Raw genomic sequence first — 18,807 nt, forward strand, 5'->3', positions numbered from 1 at the left:
AGACTAGAACGTTGATAGGCAGGGTGTGTAAGTGCTGCGAGGCATTGAGCTAACCTGTACTAATTGCCCGTGAGGCTTAACCATACAACACCCAAGGGGTTTTGATGGACTCGATATATACAGACAAACTTGAATGAGTTTAGAGATAACTTTTAAATATAGCTTTCCAGATTACTTTTCTGAAAGAAAATCAGAGAAGAAAGAATTTGCTTGGCGACCATAGCGTTGCGGACCCACCTGATTCCATGCCGAACTCAGAAGTGAAACGCAGTAGCGCCGATGGTAGTGTGGGGTTTCCCCATGTGAGAGTAGGACATCGCCAGGCTCTAATTAAGTTTTTAGATTTATCTTTGTATTAAAGGATATCTAAAAGCAAAAACTAAATAATAAGCATCTTAGATAAGACTTATATTTAGTAACAATTTGTGGAGGGATGGCTGAGTGGTCGAAAGCACCGGTCTTGAAAACCGGCAACCGTTAATAGCGGTTCTAGGGTTCAAATCCCTATCCCTCCACCACTTATTTAAAAAGCCCTAATCGAAAGATTAGGGCTTTTTTACATCTGTACATTCAAGACACTAGCAAGCTAGTGCCTTAGTTTCTCTAGTGAAACCGCTAAAACTTACCACTTGTGACAACTGTAACTTTTAAAATCTCACCATAATTCGAGTGAATATATTGGAGGGAATATCTATTTAATCAGTTTCTTCCCACCCCAAAAAGTAACGTTATTTCTATTTATTCAAGTATGAGTTGTCTTGATTCTTTTCATATGTAGGAGTAACATTTCAATGAGCTGAGATTCTAATCTAGCTCAGGTGATGGATTTCCACCTTTAACCGCTCAATTAATGAGATAATGATTCCTACTATAACGTATACCCCAATTAGATGACTCTGATTGACACGGGAAAGATCCGTCTATAGTAGGTCGATTGTTATTTCACTCTCCCTCTAAGATTGACTATCCTTTTGATTCACTATTATTAAAAGATAAATAATATGTCACACCCACTTAGTCGAAATCCTCAAAATTTATATCAAGTATTACGCTGGTCACTCCTCGTTCTTCCTGTTGCTTTGCTTGTCGGTTCATTCAATGCCTTTTTTTTATGGTTGTTAAGTGAGGCGACGCTCGCACGAATTGATAACCCCTGGTTGATTTATTTACTGCCTATTTCAGGCTTAGCTATCGTTTATAGCTACCGAAACTGGGGAAAGAACTCCGCTGGAGGTAATAACCTTATCATGGATGAGATTCATCAAGCAGGTGAAGGCGTACCGGTTAGAATGGGACCACTTGTCCTATTTACTACTGTTATTACGCATCTCTTTGGTGGCTCTGCAGGCCGTGAAGGGACGGCTGTTCAAATCGGTGGAGCAACGACTGATTGGTTATCTAAAGTATTTAAGCTGTCTGAACAAGATAGAAAAATGATGCTTACAGCGGGTGTCGCTGCTGGTTTTGCATCAATTTTTGGAACTCCGTTTACAGGAGCGATTTTTGCTCTAGAAGTTCTATTTATTGGGCGAATTAAATTCAATGCGATAATACCAGCGTTACTAGCGGCAATATTAGCGAATGTTGTGGCATCCGCTTGGGGAGCTCACCATACTCATTACTTGATTAGCTTTGATCAAGTGAGCACACTCTTTGGTCATAATATCGATATTGATATCGTGCTTATGGGCAAAGTTATCATTGCATCTGTTGGGTTTGGATTGGCAGGATACTTATTTGGAGAGTTGACTCACGGGTTGAAAGATTTGTTCAATGCGGTGTTAAAGAACCCTTACCTTATCGTTGTTGTCGGTGGGGTCATTGTCATTATTCTAGCGCAGTTGTTGGGGAACTATGACTATATTGGTATTGGTGTCTATCCTAGTCGCGAAGGTGGTGTCAGTATTACCTCTGCTTTCTCAGCAGGAGGGGCTGAGTGGTATAGCTGGATAGTTAAATTATTACTTACAGCAATCACACTCGCTGCGGGTTATAAAGGCGGGGAAGTTACTCCGCTGTTCTTTGTTGGAGCTACATTAGGTAACTTTCTTGCGTGGGTCATGGGAGCGCCTGTGGACCTGTTCGCTGCTTTGGGCTTCTTAGCTGTTTTTGCGGCTGCGACGAATACTCCTTTAGCCTGCACAATTATGGGTGTTGAGCTGTTTGGTGGTGAGTATCTGCCTTATTTTGCCCTTGCATGCTATACAGCATATTATTTTAGTGGCCATACTGGTATCTATTCATCACAGCGTGTCGCCGTTTCAAAGACATTAAAACACGGTAGAGATCATGATGGGTCGAATAAAATTGGTTCATATCGTGAGCATAAATTGTCTCACTTAAAACGTCTGAGTAAGACGTTAGCGAATCGAAAAAAATAGTTTCACGTGGAACACATCACATTTTCTAGTGACACTAGCTGTTGTGGTGTGTTCTTCATTTCAATTAGCCCATGGATTCCCTATACTCCGACTGCTCAATATTTAATTAAAGATATTGAATGGAACTTGTCGGAGTGCTTAGTACTTACACATAAAGTACGAGCTGAGACCGCAATGCGGGATCCGTGGAACCTGATTAGGTTAATACCTACGAAGGGAACAAGAGAAAACCTAACCTTAGGTTGAGAGTTGTATTGCATACTTCTTATATTTCTAAATATATTGATAATCTGCAATATGAGCCTTGAAACTATGGCCTCTTGCTACACAATCCGACAAGCAATTATCCCAGTTATTACGAGGAATTTGCTATGTCGTCAAGTCGAAAAACATCGCGTCTTAATGCGAAATCAAACATTGCTTCACTATCTGTTCAGCCATATCCCAACTCAAAAAAAACATACATCAACGGATCGCGTCCAGACATCCGTGTACCTATGCGAGAAATATCTCTTGCGGACAGCCTCATTGGAGGTTCGAAGGAGTCTCCGCTGTATGCATCGAACGAGCCTATACAAGTTTATGACACGTCAGGTTCATACACTGACTCAAGCCATAATGTGAATGTCTATTCTGGTCTACCTAAGATAAGAGATGCGTGGATAGAAGAGCGTGCTGATACTGAGCTCTTAGAAGGTGTTAGTTCAGTCTACTCGAAAGGGCGACTAGAAGATGAAACACTGAATGATCTGAGATATGGGAACTTGCCAAGTATACGCCGTGCCGCAGCAAACCAGTGTGTGACACAATTGCATTACGCACGTAAAGGCATTATCACCCCAGAGATGGAATTCATTGCGATTCGAGAAAACATGGGCCGACAGAAATTCTCTGATGGCCAGTTAAATCACCAACATGCAGGGCACAGCTTTGGTGCTAACTTACCCAAAGAAATCACACCTGAATTTGTGCGTAAAGAGGTTGCTGAAGGTCGAGCGATTATTCCTTCAAATATCAACCACCCAGAATCCGAGCCAATGATCATTGGTCGAAACTTTCTTGTTAAGGTAAACGCCAATATAGGTAACTCATCAGTGAGTTCATCGATAGAAGAAGAAGTTGAAAAACTGATTTGGGCAACTCGATGGGGGGCTGATACTGTCATGGATCTCTCCACTGGTCGAAACATTCATGAGACACGTGAATGGATACTAAGAAACAGCCCTGTACCTATTGGCACCGTTCCAATGTACCAAGCGCTAGAAAAAGTGAATGGCATTGCTGAAAACCTTAATTGGGAGGTGATGCGGGATACATTAATTGAGCAAGCTGAGCAGGGCGTTGATTACTTCACCATCCATGCGGGTTTGCTTCTTCGTTATGTGCCTATGACCGCTAAACGTGTTACAGGCATTGTTTCGCGCGGTGGTTCAATCATCGCTAAGTGGTGTTTAGCGCATCATCAGGAGAGTTTCCTCTATACTCATTTTCGTGAAATTTGCGAGATTTGCGCCAAGTACGATGTTGCTCTTTCTCTCGGAGATGGTTTACGACCGGGTTCTATCGCTGATGCAAATGATGAAGCACAGTTCTCTGAATTAAAAACATTAGGTGAGTTAACTAAAGTTGCATGGGAATACGATGTACAAGTAATTATTGAAGGCCCCGGACACATTCCAATGCACATGATTAAAGAGAATATGGACGTGCAATTGGAGCACTGTCATGAAGCGCCATTTTATACATTGGGGCCACTGACTACTGACATTGCACCAGGTTATGATCACATCACTTCAGGTATTGGTGCTGCAATGATAGGTTGGTATGGCTGTGCGATGCTCTGTTATGTCACCCCGAAGGAACACCTTGGTCTACCAAATAAAGAAGATGTCAAAACAGGGATGATTACTTACAAGCTTGCCGCACATGCTGCCGATCTTGCTAAGGGGCATCCTGGGGCTCAAATTCGTGATAACGCGTTATCGAAAGCTCGATTCGAATTTCGCTGGGAAGATCAGTTTAACCTAGCACTCGATCCCGAAACCGCACGAGCATTTCATGACGAAACCTTACCCCAAGAGTCGGGAAAAGTAGCGCATTTCTGTTCAATGTGCGGCCCTAAATTTTGCTCGATGAAGATATCTCAAGAAGTCCGAGAATATGCGAAAGACACCAAGCAGGTAGCGGCAGATCAAGCAATTGACATCAAGATGCTGAATGATCCTTTAGAAGGCATGCGTCAAAAATCACACGAGTTTCTATCTTCAGGTTCTGAGTTGTATCACCCTATATCTTCAGCTCAACCTAACACAAGTAAGAAAGTGATTGTGGAGGAGGAGTAAGCATGAAATTGCAAATTCCTGCTCAGCACGTTGAGTTAACAGGGAAGGTGCAGCGATGTTTGCTGATAGCTGAACAGCATGGGTTCAGTATTGGGGATATCGAGTTGGGTGTTAGCCAAACTCGTACCTTCCGACTTTTATCCGATGATATGAATGTTGAATTTGCTCTAACCAGTGCCTTGAAGCCTGTAGAAAGAGCAACTCATATACTCAAATTTGTGTTGGATTACGACTCGCAACCATCGTTGTTTGACGCAACGAATCTTCTCGTCGAAAAGCCATCTGTCATCTTTATTGGTAGTTTTCACGAAAATCAGGCTGTTGATATTTGGCGATGTGGCGACGAAATTCGCAGTCAAACCGCTTCTGATAAACAAAAAGACTTACGTGATGAAGGTAAAGGAACTCATTCTACTTTGGAAAGTCACCTTGCTTGGTTGATTACATCGTTATGTTTAGGCTTTCCAATTGAAGACGCGCTTGTTCTGGCGAGAGCGAGTATCTCCGTAAAAGCAGATTCAGATATTTATGATGTTTCACGTGAAACATGGCCAGTCGATTTTAGTACCTTTCCTGTACCTGCTCTGATGCCGAGTAAGCTCAATGCTGAACTGAAACCATCACAAGCTGATACATTGCACCAGTCTCAACCTATCTCACCTGTAGCCTTTAAGGCATTGAGGAAAGATAGCTTAGGTTTGTACCCGGTCGTGAGCAATGCCGAATGGATTGAAAAGTTACTATTACTTGGTATTAAAACCATTCAACTCAGAGTTAAAGACCCATCAACGGCCGATTTAGAAGAGCAGATCGTTCAAGCTATTCGACTCGGAGAAAAATATCAGGCTCAGGTATTCATCAATGACTATTGGGAGCTTGCTATCAAGCATGGTGCTTTTGGTGTGCACTTAGGACAAGAGGACATCGAAACTGCCGACTTACAGAAGATTGCCACAAGCGGAATGTGTTTAGGTGTTTCCACGCACGGGTATCATGAACTGCTCCGCATTAGCCAACTGTCACCAAGTTACATTGCACTAGGGCATATTTTCCCAACCACGACGAAACAAATGCCATCTAAACCTCAAGGCCTTACGAGGTTGAAACTGTATCAAGGTTTGATTAATCAGATGAATGATAACTCTCAGGAGTCCGGTATACCGACAGTAGCGATTGGTGGTATTGATTTATCGACCGCAAGCATGGTCTGGTCGTGTGGGGTTTCAAGCCTAGCGGTGGTTCGAGCGATAACCCTATCAACGAATCCAAGGGAAACCATTGCAGACTTCAACAATATTATGAATGCCTACCAAGAGCGTACAGAGGAGGTTTTATGCTAAGTCCTTCTCTTACTGACCAACAATTTTTACGCTATCAGCGACAGATATCACTGCCTGAGATACAAGAAATAGGGCAATCAAAATTAAATAAAGCGTCAGTACTTATTGTGGGGTGTGGTGGCTTGGGTTCTGCTTCAGCCCTTTATCTCTCAGCTTCTGGGGTTGGACAACTCGTCATCGCAGATGGTGATACGGTCGAGAGTTCTAATTTACAACGACAGGTCATCTATCAAGAAAATGATATTGGCAGCAAGAAAGTCATCGCGATGAAGCGCCAACTATCGGCGTTGAACTCTGATACCAAGGTTCGGGTTGTGGATGCTCTTCTTGATGGTCAGAAATTGGATATAGAAGTGATGATGGCGGATATTGTCGTCGATTGCAGTGACAATATAGAAACTAGACAGGGAATAAACCTGGCTTGTTATCAGCATAAAACGCCACTGGTATCAGGCTCTGCGATTGGTTGGAAAGGGCAGCTAACAACATTTAGCTATCAAAACGGTACCCCTTGCTACCATTGCCTGTTTCCCTATCAGAACCTTCCTCAAGCCAGTAGCTGCAATGAACTGGGGATTATGGGGCCAGTAGTTGGCGTCATAGGCAACCTTCAAGCGCTGCAAGTTATCAAGCTGCTTACTCAGTCTTGCCGAATCAATTTCGGAGAAATACACCTGTTTGATGGGCTGGAGCTAAGCTGGGAAACATTAACGTTCAGCCAAGACTCCGATTGCTCTGTTTGCCAAGTGGCAACTCCGTCAGTTCAACAACATCATATAAAGGAATAATAAGTTGATGATCAATCTAACACTCAATAATAGGCCAATCACTATTGAGTCATGTCAGACACTCTCTTGGCTGCTTAATGATCTAGGTTTGAAGACAGAAGGCTGCGCGGTTGCTGTGAATGAGAGCATTATTGCAAAGCCACAATGGCAGCATTTCACATTTAATGACGGCGATTCAATCTCGCTGTTTCAAGCTATTGCTGGAGGCTAATAATGCTTACTATTGCAGGAAAAAAATTTCGTTCTCGTCTTTTTACCGGAACTGGAAAATTCGCAAGTAATGAATTGATGACGCAAGCGATACTACAATCTGAATCTGAGTTGGCAACTATGGCGCTTAAAAGAGTCGATATTAATGACCAGTCAGACAATATTCTCCAGCCATTAACGCAGTCTGGAATTAACCTTCTCCCCAACACTTCGGGAGCTAAAACCGCGCGGGATGCCGTTTATGCTGCTCATCTTGCAAGAGAGGCTCTTGGTACAAACTGGTTAAAGTTGGAGATACACCCAGATCCTAAATATCTAATGCCAGATCCTATTGAAACATTGAAGGCCGCAGAGCAACTCGTCGATGATGGATTTGTTGTGCTGCCTTACTGTCATGCCGACCCTGTATTGTGTAAGCGGCTTGAAGAGGTAGGTTGTGCGGCAGTGATGCCGTTAGGCGCGCCAATTGGGTCAAATAAAGGGATCGCATCGAAGGATTTTCTGGAGATTATTATCGATCAAGCCAACGTACCTGTTGTAGTTGACGCTGGCATTGGCGCTCCATCTCATGCTGCACTGGCGATGGAAATGGGTGCGGATGCTGTTCTTGTGAATACCGCTATAGCTTCCTCTCCAAATCCTATCCAGATGGCAATCGCATTTAAGCTGGCAGTAGAGTCAGGTCGGTTGGCTTATGAATCAGGTCTGGCAGGAGTTGTGAAACAAGCTGTTGGGTCAAGTCCGTTAACCTCGTTTCTAGATTCAGTTTAGGGGCGATAATGAGCTTTGTTGATGAATTTAAAAAACTGAAGTGGGATGACGTCAGACTGTCTATTTATGCTAAGACTGCTGCCGATGTTGAGCTGGCGTTGAGTAAACCAAAATGTACATTAGAGGACTTTAAAGCCTTAATCTCTCCTGCTGCGGAACCTTACTTAGAGCTGATGGCACAACGCTCACAGGCTATGACTCGGCAGAGATTTGGTAATACCATCTCCTTTTATATACCTCTTTACCTGTCAAACTTATGCGCGAATGCTTGTACCTATTGTGGGTTCTCCATGGAGAATCGAATAAAGCGTAAAACACTCGATAGGAAAGAGATAGCTGAAGAAGTTGAAGCGATTAAGCAGATGAATTTCGATAGTGTCCTGTTAGTGACAGGAGAGCATGAATCGAAAGTTGGGATGAACTATTTTCGCAAAACGTTACCTGAGATTAAAGAGCGATTTAGTTATGTGGCAATGGAAGTTCAACCTCTAGAGTGGCAACAATATGCTGAGCTCAAATCTCTGGGCTTAGATGCGGTCATGGTATACCAAGAAACCTATCACCCTAGCACCTACTCACAACACCATCTTCGAGGAAACAAAACTGACTTTCAGTTTAGGCTTGAAACCCCAGATCGGCTGGCAAGGGCTGGCATAGATAAAGTGGGTATTGGTGCATTGATTGGTTTGGAAGAGTGGAGAACTGACTGTTTCTTTACTGCTGCTCATTTAGAGTATCTGGAGAGAAAATACTGGAAGACTCGTTACTCGATTTCATTTCCTCGATTAAGGCCATGTGAAGGCGCATTGCAACCAAAGTCTGTGATGACAGATAAACAGTTGGTTCAATTAATATGTGCGTATCGAATACTGAACCCTGAAGTGGAGCTTTCTCTATCGACGCGGGAATCCGCAGTGTTTAGAGATAATGTTATCCCTCTGGGCATTACCAGTATTTCAGCCGCTTCAAAAACACAGCCAGGAGGCTATGCGAACCCGGCAGTGGAGTTGGAGCAATTTTCTATCAGTGATGAACGCAGTGCCGAAGACGTTGCAAAATCAGTGCGGTCTATTGGGCTTGAACCGGTTTGGAAGGATTGGGATAAAGCTTATTCAGGCTAATGAAACGTTCACTAATCTTCATTCTCCAAAAGGTTTCACGTGAAACATAAGAGCCCGAAAGGATTACCCATTTGGGGCTCTTTATATATTGGTATGAGTGGTTAACCGTTGTTATGGCTTAATGGTGCGGTTGTTTGTTGTAGCCACTCTTTTACATCACCTTCAACCAGAGGGCTCACGTCATCCCATACTGTTTGATGGTACTGGTTAAGCCATGCAAGTTCAGGACGAGTCAACATATCGACATTAATGTTTCGTTTGTCGATTGGACAGCGAGTTAAAGACTCAAATGCAAGAACAGAGAAGTCACCTTGTGTTTCAACTTCCTGCACTAACTCTAGGTTTTCAATTCGAATCCCAAACTCTTCTGCTCGGTAGTAGCCAGGTTCGTTAGAAAGTACCATGCCTTTCATTAACGCGACTGGAATCATTTTTTTAGAAATACTTTGTGGGCCTTCGTGCACACTTAAGAAGTGTCCAACACCGTGACCGGTACCGTGATCATAATCGAATCCATCCGCCCATAAGTGTTGACGAGCTAATACATCAAGGTGGCAACCAAATGTCCCTTTAGGGAAGCGAGCACGAGCGATACCAATATGGCCCTTTAGTACTAAAGTAAACTGTTGAATCATTTCAGCAGTAGGTTGGCCAATCGCAATAGTACGTGTGATATCTGTTGTACCATCTAAGTACTGGCCACCTGAATCAACCAAATACAAGGTGTTCATTTCTAGTTGACCTGGTTCAGGTTGATTCTCATGATTGTAATGACACATTGCCGCGTTGCCGCCAGCAGCCGAAATCGTATCGAAACTTAAATCCATTAATGTTGGGTCTTGTTGGCGAAAGCTTTGAACCTTATCTGCTAGCTCAGCTTCGTTATGCAGTTTGCCTGCTGCTACTTCAGCGTCAATCCAAGATAGGAATTTTGCCATCGCCGCACCATCACGAATGTGACAAGCTTTCATTCCCGCAATCTCAACATCATTTTTTTGTGCTTTCGGTAGCAGGCATGGGTCGGCAGCTTCAATGATAATGGCATCGGCATTTTGCAGAGCAAGGGTAAACCAAGCATTACTGGTCGCAGGATCCACGCTGACATGTTTGCCTTTTAAACCATCAAGGCAATGCTTAAGGTTATCTGGGTGGTGGACACGAACATCAGAACCAACATGTTCGATGAACTCACTGACAACGCGTGCAGGGTCTAAAAAGAAATCTACACTCGCATCGCGGTGAATAATGGCATGTGAGAGCAAGACCGGTAGTCGAGAAACATCAAGACCACGAATATTCAAAAGCCAGCAGATCGAATCAAGCTCGGTTAGAACGGCAGCATCCGCTTGGTTGCTTTCAATAATTTCAGCAATCTCTTTGCGTTTAGATTCGCAAGATTGGCCCACTTTATCGGTTGGCATTAAACGCATCTCAGATACAACAGGTTGCGGTCTGTCTTTCCATGCTAACTCTATCGGATTCTCATCAATAGCCGATAGGGCGTAATTTGAACCTAATTGAGATTGTGCTGATTTCATCCAAGCAGCGGTATGCATTCGAGGGTCAAATGCAATGCGGCTTCCATGAGGAAGGCTGTCCGTAATCCAGTTTAGAGCTGGCTCATCAATCAAGTGACGATATTCAAATAATTCAGCGGGAACTTGCTTGCGAACTTGAACCGTGTAACGACCATCGACAAAAATAGCGGATTTTTCTTTGGTGATAACCGCCGCGCCAGCAGAACCTGTAAAGCCTGTTAGCCAATGAAGTCGTTCATTATGAGCAGGTACGTATTCACCTAAATACTCATCTTCGTGAGGAACGATAATTGCGTCGAAGTCATTGGCAATCAGCCATCCACGAATGGCATCCACTCGTTCAGAAATCATGTTTTGCATTTCTCTTTATCCTTATTGGTAGGAGTCCCTTACTCTCGCTCCTGTCATGCAAGCGCATTTGGACTATTAGGGCAATAAGCTAGCGCTTTTACTCTCTGGCTGCAATTCCTCTGCATGATATTTATCTAAGATGTAAGGTTTTATCTTTGATTATATTTCGTAACCAGTTCAATGCTGGGTCATTCTCTCTGTCTCTATGCCAAAACAGAGTGTATGCCATAGGAGGGAATTCCATCGGTAGAGGCAGAACCACTAGATCCATCTGTTTGGCTATCCAATCGTTGAAATGACTCGGTGCGGTGAAAATAAAGTCGGTATAAGTACATAAGCTCGCGGCACTATTAAAGTCGGGAACCGTGATGGCAATATCACGCTCTTTGCCAATATCGGCTAAGCGATAGTCAAGAAGCCAACGATCGTTACCATCGCATCGAACTTGTACATGACGAAGGGATAAGTAACTCGCCATGTTCCAGGGTTGCTGAAGTATTGGATGATCTCGACGAACAATGCATTTTTGTTCATCACGATAGATCTCCTGCTCACAAATATTGCTTGGAGGCAGCATGGTGAGCTTAGCATCATTGATATCGATATCCTTACCCGTGATACCAAAATCCAATTCACCAATTTGTAGCTTACTGAATGTATCTTCTGCCCATGAATGGGTGCTGATGTTGATGTTCGGTGCTTGCTTGAAAATGGCGGGCAAGAAATGGGGAAGAATCAGCGGATAGACACTTTCCACTGCCGCAATATGAAATCGATATTCACTGGTTGCAGGCTCGAAACTTTCCGGTTGAGTGATGAGCTCCAGTTGGTTTATCAATATGTCGAGCTTAGGCTTCAAGAATAATGATTTTGGTGTTGGCCTTAATCCGTGCGCATGTCGAATGAAAAGAGGGTCATCAAATTGCTCTCTTAGCTTTGCCAGTGATTTACTGACCGCGGATTGGCTTAAACATAAACGGTGGGCCGATCTCGTTACACTGAGCTCCTCAATAAGGACATTGAGACAAACCAACAAGTTGAGATCAATTCGCGCCAACTTTCCTAGATCCATAATCAAATTTCCATTTTGGAATAATACGCATGAGTATATGCCATTATGATTCATATCTGTAATTCTCTATGATGGCGGCACATTCGACATGATTGGAGAGAGTCGTGCAAAACCTGACCCCACAAAGAAACAGCAAAATGCAAATGGCATTACTGACAATGTTAGTGCTTTTTAGTCCGTTAGCGATTGATATCTATTTACCAGCACTACCTCTGATCTCAGAAACGTTTCACGTGGAACACGCTCTTTCACAAGACACAATCACATACTTCTTATTTGCGATGGGTATTGGTCAGCTGTTTGCTGGGCCTTTGGCAGATAAAATAGGACGTCGAACTGTTGCATTAGGGGGAATTAGTATTTACGCGATGAGTGCTTGCTTGGCGTGGGCCGCTCAAAGCATAGAGTGGATGCTAGTCGCTCGGCTGCTACAAGGCTTCGGTGCGTGCGCGACATCGGTAGCAGCATTTGCAACAGTTCGCGACATTTTTGGACCGAAGAAAAGTGGAAAAATGATCAGCTACCTAAATGGCGCGATCTGCTTTATTCCTGCTTTGGCTCCAATTCTTGGCAGTTGGTTAACTCAGCAATTTGGTTGGCGATCCAACTTCAGCTTCATGGCGGGCTTTGCTGTTCTTGCTGGTTTGGCTATTTTGTTGAAGATGAAAGAGACGAACCCTGCAACAGAAAAGCAGGCGGTATTTAAGCTTTCTCGTTATTGGGCTGTATTGAAAACACCAACATTTATCTTCCACGCTTCTCTGTGCATGTTAGCGATGTCAGTGATCCTTGCTTACGTTACCTCTGCTCCTGTTGTGCTCATGGAGAAACTTGGACTAAGCATGAATGAGTTTACGTATTGGTTTGGTATTAATGCGGCAATTAATATTGCAGCGGCTTTCTCTGCTCCAAAATTTATGGACAAATTTGGTACTCATAAAACGCTATTGGTTGGAATATCAACGTTAACTATTGCTGGTCTCGTGATGTTCTTGCTTGCGGAACAAGCGACAGCCTTCTCATTTATGTTTCCAATTTTTATGTCTTCTGTTGGTTTTGCTTGGATTTTAGGCGCATCAGCAGGCAAAGCTCTCGAACCGTTTGGGGATAAAGCGGGAACGGCGGCGGCACTGCTAGGTCTGTTTCAAATGAGTGGTTCTGGTTTTATTGTTGGCTCAATGCAAAGGTTATCACTAGAACCGCAAATGATGATTGCCCTGCAAATGTGGTTAATTGCACCTGCATTGTTGATTCTATTTTCTAAAGCGGGTCGTGATTGGCATTATGCTGAAGCTTAGTGATGACGAGCGGCAATTATCCTTATATTGGTTGTTTTCCTAATACCTAAACAAGTGTATATTTGTCGTTCAAATAATCGTGTCTCACACAGCGGAAACTAGAAACTAATGTCGTTAACAACCTATGAAATGGCTCGCGTCCTAGAGCAAATGGAAGAGTCGCCTGAAAAGGTTATGTTCGGTAAGTTACTCAGTGAATTAGGCAATCAAAGCGAAGAGCGTATTCGTAGCGCAGCTAAGCAAGTGCCACTTCATACACTGCGCGATATCATTTATCAATTTCAGCAAGTGGCTGAATCTCGCAAAGGTGAGCAGGTTGGTTTGTTAGCGAAAGAGCTAGCAGAACAAGGTATTTCTGCTGACGAATTGAAAGATTTTATTGAGCAATCAAAGCGAAAATAACGCTTATCTGAATAAAATAAAAAAGCGCGATCATTATGGTCGCGCTTTTTTTAGGTTTGTGTAAAGGTTAGCGAGTCAGCTTCATCTTTAGATACTTGTCAGCAGAAAGTGGACCTGGGCCCCATACCACTACAATTAAAATCATCAATCCCCATAATTGGTGATCAAAGAAACCTTGCTCCCATAGAACAGGATAAGACACCACGGCGATAATGTTGAATACAAATAGAATGGCCGCCATTGGTCGAGTGAGTAATCCCAATGCTAAAAATATGGGGAGGATCAATTCTGCAGCGGTTCCCATATAAGCCGCAAGCTCCCAAGGTATCAGTGGAACTTGATATTCCAACTCGAAGAGATACAGCGTGCTATCCCAAGTCGCGATCTTTGTGAGTCCTGAATTGAAGAATACCCACGCGACCCAAAGCCGGCAAAAGAGCAGCAATAATGGGACGAAACCACATTGAGCCTTTGCGACTAAATCATCGTATATTTCTATCCATCTTGATATTGAATTGAGCATAATGGTTATCCTTATTATTGTGTGGCTGTTCTACTCGCTTGCTAACAAATCAAATCCCGTGATGGTGGATAGGGCAACTAAGTTATTTAGCTGCGAGAGAGAGTCGGGAGAGATTTGTCCCAAAGGTAGCCCCGCTTTTAAATCTAAAACAAGCTGGTAGCTCATCTCTGAAAGTGGTGAGAGTTGAATTTCACCTTGAGCGTTGCACCACATCATTCCAGATTGTGGGGTGTGTATTTCTAGTCCATCAAAATCATTGTTTTGGATAGCATCTTGAAGAGAAAAAAGCGCATAGCAGGAATTGAAACTGATCAGTGACGGCTCAAGCTGCAATTGAATATTGGGCTGTTGCTGTTCTGATATACTCGCGAGTTGCTCAAGCGTATGAGTAGGATGTGAACATGAGATCGCAAAGCGTTGCTGAGCAATATCGATGCTCCATTCGAAACGAGCCACTTCAGGCAAATAGGGCGCGGCCTCTATTACCGTAGAAAACTGAGTGATTGTGGAATCAAAACCTTGACCATAGGCAGTGACATCTCCTTCTAATAATGGATTAGTTAGGACATGCTGACGCGCGAGCTGCTGAAAACATTCATCACCGACAAGAGAAAATACCATCGGATAGGTAGCTTCAAGTACTTCACTTAAGCTGATAATGAAATTATTACGATAGATCTGAATACGCTGTTGTGAGGTAAAGTGATCGCTATTGATGTCACAATCATCACCTGAAGAGTGGTGATTCAGAGCATTGGCAAAATTATGTTGAATTTCAGCTAATGAAAGATTCATGACACCTTCCTTGTTTCCTGCTGGTGGAAAAGGATCTGACTCGCTTTCGTGGCTTCATCTAACAACACTTGTGGTTCTGGAATGTCTAAATCCCACTCAATTAAGGTGTGACGCTCTCCGTGCTGGGTTGTCCATGAATTAAAGAGTGCCCACACTTCATCACTGACTGGCTTACTGTGAGTATCTATCCATATTTCACCTTGCTCTAATTGTTTGATGGTGAAGCCTGCAAGGTGGATCTCATCAACAGCATGTGCAGGTATTCCTTCTAGATAAGTGTCACAACTAAAGCCATGATTGAAAGCGGAGACATGGATGTTGTTGAAATCGAGAAGCAGTCGGCAATCGGTTCTTTTTTGCACTTCACTCAGAAAGTCCCACTCACTAATGGTTGAGTGGTTGAACTTCAAATAACTGGAAGGATTTTCGATTAGCAGTGGACGCTTAATTGAATCTTGCACTTCAAGTACATTACGGCAAAAAACCTGTAACGCCTCTTCTGTGTATGGCAATGGAAGGAGATCATTAAAGTAGTGGCCGCCATTTTCGCTCCAACTCAAATGATCTGAAACTAAAATTGGATCCACTTCTGAAATAAGCGCATTAAGTTGAGCAAGGTGTGTCGAACTTACCCTTGATACAGAACCGAGAGAAAGGCCAATGCCATGACAACTTATTTGATGGTTTTGCAAAATGGAACGTAGGCTCTGTCGAGCGATTGAGTTTGGTTGAAAGTAATTTTCACTGTGTATTTCTAGCCAAGTCAGTTGCTCATGGTGCTGTTCAAAGTAGTTAAGGTGAGGCATTCGCAAACCAACCCCAACTTTTGGATGAAAAAGAGGTGAATTCACAGTGTTGGCTCTCCTAATTCTATCGTGAACTTAACGTGTTAAATTTAAAGGAGTGTTACGTTGAGCGGTAATACTCCTTTAATGGCTAGTGAAAGCGTGTTTATGAAGATTGAGTGCTTCCGCCAGCAAGTTTTCCGCATAGCCCTTTAGGAACCACAACAAATGCATCTTTTTGATGATCTTCTTTCGCTGTGCCTGCACACGAGCTCGTTTTGGTTGCACAGTCATTTTTACCTGCTTTTGTCACGCCATAGCACTTCTCTTTTTCTGCCGCGACAGCGTGAGTAGCAGTAAGCATTGTTCCACCAAGAGCCAGTAAACCAGTAACAGCAGCAGTAACAGCAAGATTAGATTTTTTCATAGTAATTCCCTCAAGACTTTATTTTAGTTTCCAATATGACAAGTTAATTGTTTGTTAATAATTTAACTTGCTTATCAAATAGGATAGGAAAGAGCGCAGAAAACTTTCATGAAATGGATGAAAAAATTTCAAATTTTTATAGGTCTTAATCTAATTCTTTGATTTTTAATCAAAAAGTGTAATGCGCTTTGGTGAATGTTTTCTGAAAATTAAAATGAATTCGGGTTATAATCTGCTCTTATGTATAAATAACCAGTAGCTGACTCTCATGATTGATGCATCTTTATTACTCGATGGCCTAAATGACAAACAGCGAGAAGCCGTAGCGGCTCCGCTAAGCAATTTACTTATCCTTGCCGGTGCGGGCAGTGGTAAAACCCGAGTGTTGGTGCATCGTATTGCTTGGTTACAGTCGATAGAGCAAGCTTCTCCGTTCTCTATCATGTCGGTAACCTTTACCAATAAAGCTGCCGCTGAAATGCGGGGTCGTATTGAAGAGTTAATGATGGGTAGCGCTTCTGGTATGTGGAATGGTACGTTCCACGGGATCTGCCACCGTATTTTAAGAGCACACTATTTAGATGCTAGATTGCCTGAAGGTTTTCAGATTTTAGATTCTGAAGATCAAGTTAGATTACTAAAGCGTTTGATTAAAGCGCAAAACTTGGATGAAAAGCAGTGGCCTGCGAAGCAAGCATCCTGGTGGATCAACGGTAAAAAAGATGAAGGGCTGCGTCCTAAACATATTGATAGTTATGGTGATCCGGTTGCGAAGACGTGGCTAAAAATTTATACCGCTTATCAAGATGCTTGTGATCGTGCAGGTTTGGTTGATTTCGCTGAAATTCTATTACGTGCACATGAACTGCTGCGCGATAAACAACATATCCGCGAGCATTATCAAGCTCGATTCAAACATATTCTGGTGGATGAGTTCCAAGATACCAACAACATTCAGTACGCGTGGCTACGCATGATGGCAGGGCCTGATTGTCGCGTGATGATTGTTGGTGATGATGATCAGTCCATTTACGGCTGGCGTGGGGCAAAAATTGAGAACATTCAGAAGTTCTTAGATGAGTTTTCTGGCGCATCAACTATTCGATTGGAGCAGAATTACCGTTCAACCAAAACCATTCTTCAAGCTGCGAATGAGTTAATCTCGAACAATACCGAGCGAATGGGTAAAGAGCTGTGGACGGATGGTAATGATGGTGAGCCAATTTCTGTCTACTCCGCTTATAACGAATTGGATGAAGCGCGTTTCACGGTCAGTAAAATTAAAGAGTGGCAAGATAAAGGCGGGATGCTGGAAGATTGTGCGATGCTCTACCGAAATAATGCTCAGTCACGAGTGTTGGAAGAGGCTTTAATTCAAGGTGGACTCGCGTATCGAATTTATGGCGGTATGCGATTCTTCGAACGATTGGAAATCAAGGATGCCTTGAGCTATCTACGTTTGATTGGTAACCGTAACGATGATGCCGCGTTTGAACGTGTGGTGAATACTCCAACTCGTGGATTAGGTGACAAGACGCTAGAAACCATTCGTTTTGCTGCTCGTGAGCGTGGGGCAACCATGTGGGAAGCCAGTACCGCATTAATTGAAGAGAAAGTATTACCAGGACGTGCGGCGACGGCATTGAGTCGATTTATCGAACTGATTGTGGCACTGGAAGACGACACCCTAGAACTGCCTTTACATGAACAAACTGACCATGTAATCAAATACTCCGGTTTATTTGCAATGTATGAGCAAGAGAAAGGAGAGAAGTCTAAGGCTCGAATTGAGAACTTGGAAGAGTTAGTCACAGCGACTCGCCAGTTCGAAAAGCCAGAAGAGGCGGATGAGATGTCGATGCTTACGGCATTTTTGACCCATGCGGCTCTAGAGTCAGGCGAAGGGCAGGCAGATGAATTTGATGATGCAGTGCAGCTAATGACCCTACACAGTGCTAAGGGACTAGAGTTTCCGATGGTATTTATGGTTGGGGTGGAAGAAGGTATGTTCCCAAGCCAGATGTCGGCAGAAGAAGCGGGGCGTTTAGAAGAAGAGCGCCGCCTATGCTATGTCGGTATGACACGTGCGATGGAGAAGTTATACATTACTTATGCTGAAACACGCCGTTTATACGGGCAAGACAAATTCCATAAACCGTCTCGATTCATTCGTGAGTTACCTGAAACCTGTTTAGATGAAGTGCGCATGAAGGCACAAGTGAGCCGACCAACAAGTTCGGGTCGATTCAGTCAGTCTGCAGTGAAAGAGAATTTTAATGAGACTGGATTTAGCTTGGGTTCACGTGTGAAGCACCCTAAATTTGGTGAAGGGACCATTATCAACTTTGAAGGAAGCGGTCCTCAAAGCCGAGTCCAAGTTGCTTTCAATGGTGAAGGTATTAAGTGGTTAGTTACTGCATATGCTCGTTTAGAGCTGTTATAGCGAGACTTACTACTGTTCGCTTGATTTTCTTGCTGCGGTAATTTGATTCTAGATTGCTAAAAAGTCACGTTGATGTGGCTTTTTTTGTTTTTGAGATTTGATAGATGGGAATATTGGCGTTTGATTATACCAATCACAGTAAGTAGATGGTCATAAAAAGCGCAGGAAAAATGCTTGAGAACAAGGCAGAAATTTTCGATAAGTAGTTATACTACAATCA

The 18,807-nt window shown here is 43.2% G+C and carries 16 protein-coding genes, 1 tRNA gene, 2 rRNA genes and 2 riboswitches; of the genes, 13 read left to right on the forward strand and 6 right to left on the reverse strand.

Annotated elements, in window-relative coordinates; all coding sequences use genetic code 11:
* The 10 genes from L4C39_RS18960 to thiH form a co-directional block, all read left to right on the forward strand.
* A 23S ribosomal RNA gene (locus L4C39_RS18960) occupies positions 1 to 84 on the forward strand; the annotation flags it as partial.
* Positions 85 to 209: 125 nt separating this feature from the next.
* Positions 210 to 325, forward strand: a 5S ribosomal RNA gene (gene rrf, locus L4C39_RS18965).
* A gap of 102 nt (positions 326 to 427) precedes the next feature.
* A tRNA-Ser gene (locus tag L4C39_RS18970) sits at positions 428 to 518 on the forward strand.
* 290 nt (positions 519 to 808) lie between these two features.
* A riboswitch (Fluoride riboswitch) is annotated at positions 809 to 875 on the forward strand.
* Between the two features lie 126 nt (positions 876 to 1,001).
* The gene (locus tag L4C39_RS18975) at positions 1,002 to 2,381 is read left to right on the forward strand and encodes a voltage-gated chloride channel family protein (RefSeq protein WP_429747452.1); all 1,380 of its coding nucleotides are present in this window, start codon (positions 1,002 to 1,004) and stop codon (positions 2,379 to 2,381) included.
* Between the two features lie 120 nt (positions 2,382 to 2,501).
* A riboswitch (TPP riboswitch) is annotated at positions 2,502 to 2,617 on the forward strand.
* A gap of 135 nt (positions 2,618 to 2,752) precedes the next feature.
* Positions 2,753 to 4,723, forward strand: a complete 1,971-nt coding sequence (thiC, locus tag L4C39_RS18980) for a phosphomethylpyrimidine synthase ThiC (RefSeq protein WP_429747454.1) — start codon at positions 2,753 to 2,755, stop codon at positions 4,721 to 4,723.
* A 2-nt stretch (positions 4,724 to 4,725) separates the two neighbouring features.
* Complete coding sequence (locus L4C39_RS18985; protein ID WP_429747456.1) at positions 4,726 to 6,063, forward strand: thiamine phosphate synthase; 1,338 nt, start codon at positions 4,726 to 4,728, stop codon at positions 6,061 to 6,063.
* A complete protein-coding gene (locus L4C39_RS18990) occupies positions 6,057 to 6,851 on the forward strand; it encodes a HesA/MoeB/ThiF family protein (RefSeq protein ID WP_429747458.1) in 795 nt (264 codons plus the stop codon). Before L4C39_RS18985 ends, L4C39_RS18990 begins: the two co-directional genes overlap by 7 nt.
* A 7-nt stretch (positions 6,852 to 6,858) precedes the next feature.
* The gene (thiS, locus tag L4C39_RS18995) at positions 6,859 to 7,062 is read left to right on the forward strand and encodes a sulfur carrier protein ThiS (RefSeq protein WP_429747460.1); all 204 of its coding nucleotides are present in this window, start codon (positions 6,859 to 6,861) and stop codon (positions 7,060 to 7,062) included.
* 2 nt (positions 7,063 to 7,064) lie between these two features.
* Positions 7,065 to 7,832: a thiazole synthase gene (locus L4C39_RS19000; RefSeq protein ID WP_429747462.1), complete on the forward strand. Its 768-nt coding sequence runs from the start codon at positions 7,065 to 7,067 to the stop codon at positions 7,830 to 7,832.
* An 8-nt stretch (positions 7,833 to 7,840) separates the two neighbouring features.
* Positions 7,841 to 8,953, forward strand: a complete 1,113-nt coding sequence (gene thiH / locus L4C39_RS19005) for a 2-iminoacetate synthase ThiH (RefSeq protein WP_429747464.1) — start codon at positions 7,841 to 7,843, stop codon at positions 8,951 to 8,953.
* A 101-nt stretch (positions 8,954 to 9,054) separates the two neighbouring features.
* On the opposite strand, the gene L4C39_RS19010 is transcribed toward thiH, so the two are convergent.
* The gene (locus L4C39_RS19010) at positions 9,055 to 10,851 is read right to left on the reverse strand and encodes an aminopeptidase P family protein (protein ID WP_429747466.1); all 1,797 of its coding nucleotides are present in this window, start codon (positions 10,849 to 10,851) and stop codon (positions 9,055 to 9,057) included.
* Positions 10,852 to 10,972: 121 nt separating this feature from the next.
* Entirely contained in the window at positions 10,973 to 11,914 is a 942-nt protein-coding gene (locus L4C39_RS19015) for a LysR family transcriptional regulator (RefSeq protein ID WP_113797011.1), read from the reverse strand.
* A 137-nt stretch (positions 11,915 to 12,051) separates the two neighbouring features.
* Between L4C39_RS19015 and L4C39_RS19020 the strand changes: the two genes are divergently transcribed.
* Positions 12,052 to 13,212, forward strand: coding sequence for a multidrug effflux MFS transporter (locus L4C39_RS19020; RefSeq protein ID WP_216599666.1), 1,161 nt, complete (start codon positions 12,052 to 12,054; stop codon positions 13,210 to 13,212).
* 108 nt (positions 13,213 to 13,320) lie between these two features.
* On the forward strand, positions 13,321 to 13,614 hold the full coding sequence (tsrA, locus tag L4C39_RS19025) for an H-NS-like global regulator TsrA (protein WP_017054347.1): 294 nt from the start codon (positions 13,321 to 13,323) through the stop codon (positions 13,612 to 13,614).
* A 67-nt stretch (positions 13,615 to 13,681) separates the two neighbouring features.
* On the opposite strand, the gene L4C39_RS19030 is transcribed toward tsrA, so the two are convergent.
* The 4 genes from L4C39_RS19030 to L4C39_RS19045 all read right to left on the reverse strand — a co-directional run bounded on the left by L4C39_RS19030 (position 13,682) and on the right by L4C39_RS19045 (position 16,144).
* Positions 13,682 to 14,137 (reverse strand): DoxX family protein, encoded by a 456-nt coding sequence (locus tag L4C39_RS19030; RefSeq protein WP_017054348.1) that lies wholly within the window; start codon positions 14,135 to 14,137, stop codon positions 13,682 to 13,684.
* Positions 14,138 to 14,167: 30 nt separating this feature from the next.
* Positions 14,168 to 14,932, reverse strand: a complete 765-nt coding sequence (locus tag L4C39_RS19035; protein WP_429747469.1) for an HvfC/BufC family peptide modification chaperone — start codon at positions 14,930 to 14,932, stop codon at positions 14,168 to 14,170.
* Complete coding sequence (bufB, locus tag L4C39_RS19040; RefSeq protein ID WP_017054350.1) at positions 14,929 to 15,783, reverse strand: MNIO family bufferin maturase; 855 nt, start codon at positions 15,781 to 15,783, stop codon at positions 14,929 to 14,931. Before bufB ends, L4C39_RS19035 begins: the two co-directional genes overlap by 4 nt.
* Before the next feature lie 100 nt (positions 15,784 to 15,883).
* Positions 15,884 to 16,144 (reverse strand): BufA1 family periplasmic bufferin-type metallophore, encoded by a 261-nt coding sequence (locus tag L4C39_RS19045; RefSeq protein ID WP_017054351.1) that lies wholly within the window; start codon positions 16,142 to 16,144, stop codon positions 15,884 to 15,886.
* Between the two features lie 268 nt (positions 16,145 to 16,412).
* On the opposite strand from L4C39_RS19045, the gene uvrD reads away from it, so the two are divergent.
* Positions 16,413 to 18,587, forward strand: coding sequence for a DNA helicase II (uvrD, locus tag L4C39_RS19050; RefSeq protein ID WP_429747472.1), 2,175 nt, complete (start codon positions 16,413 to 16,415; stop codon positions 18,585 to 18,587).
* Positions 18,588 to 18,807 lie beyond the last annotated feature (220 nt).

Source organism: Vibrio clamense, from assembly GCF_050337905.1.
Taxonomy (GTDB): Bacteria; Pseudomonadota; Gammaproteobacteria; order Enterobacterales; family Vibrionaceae; genus Vibrio; species Vibrio cortegadensis.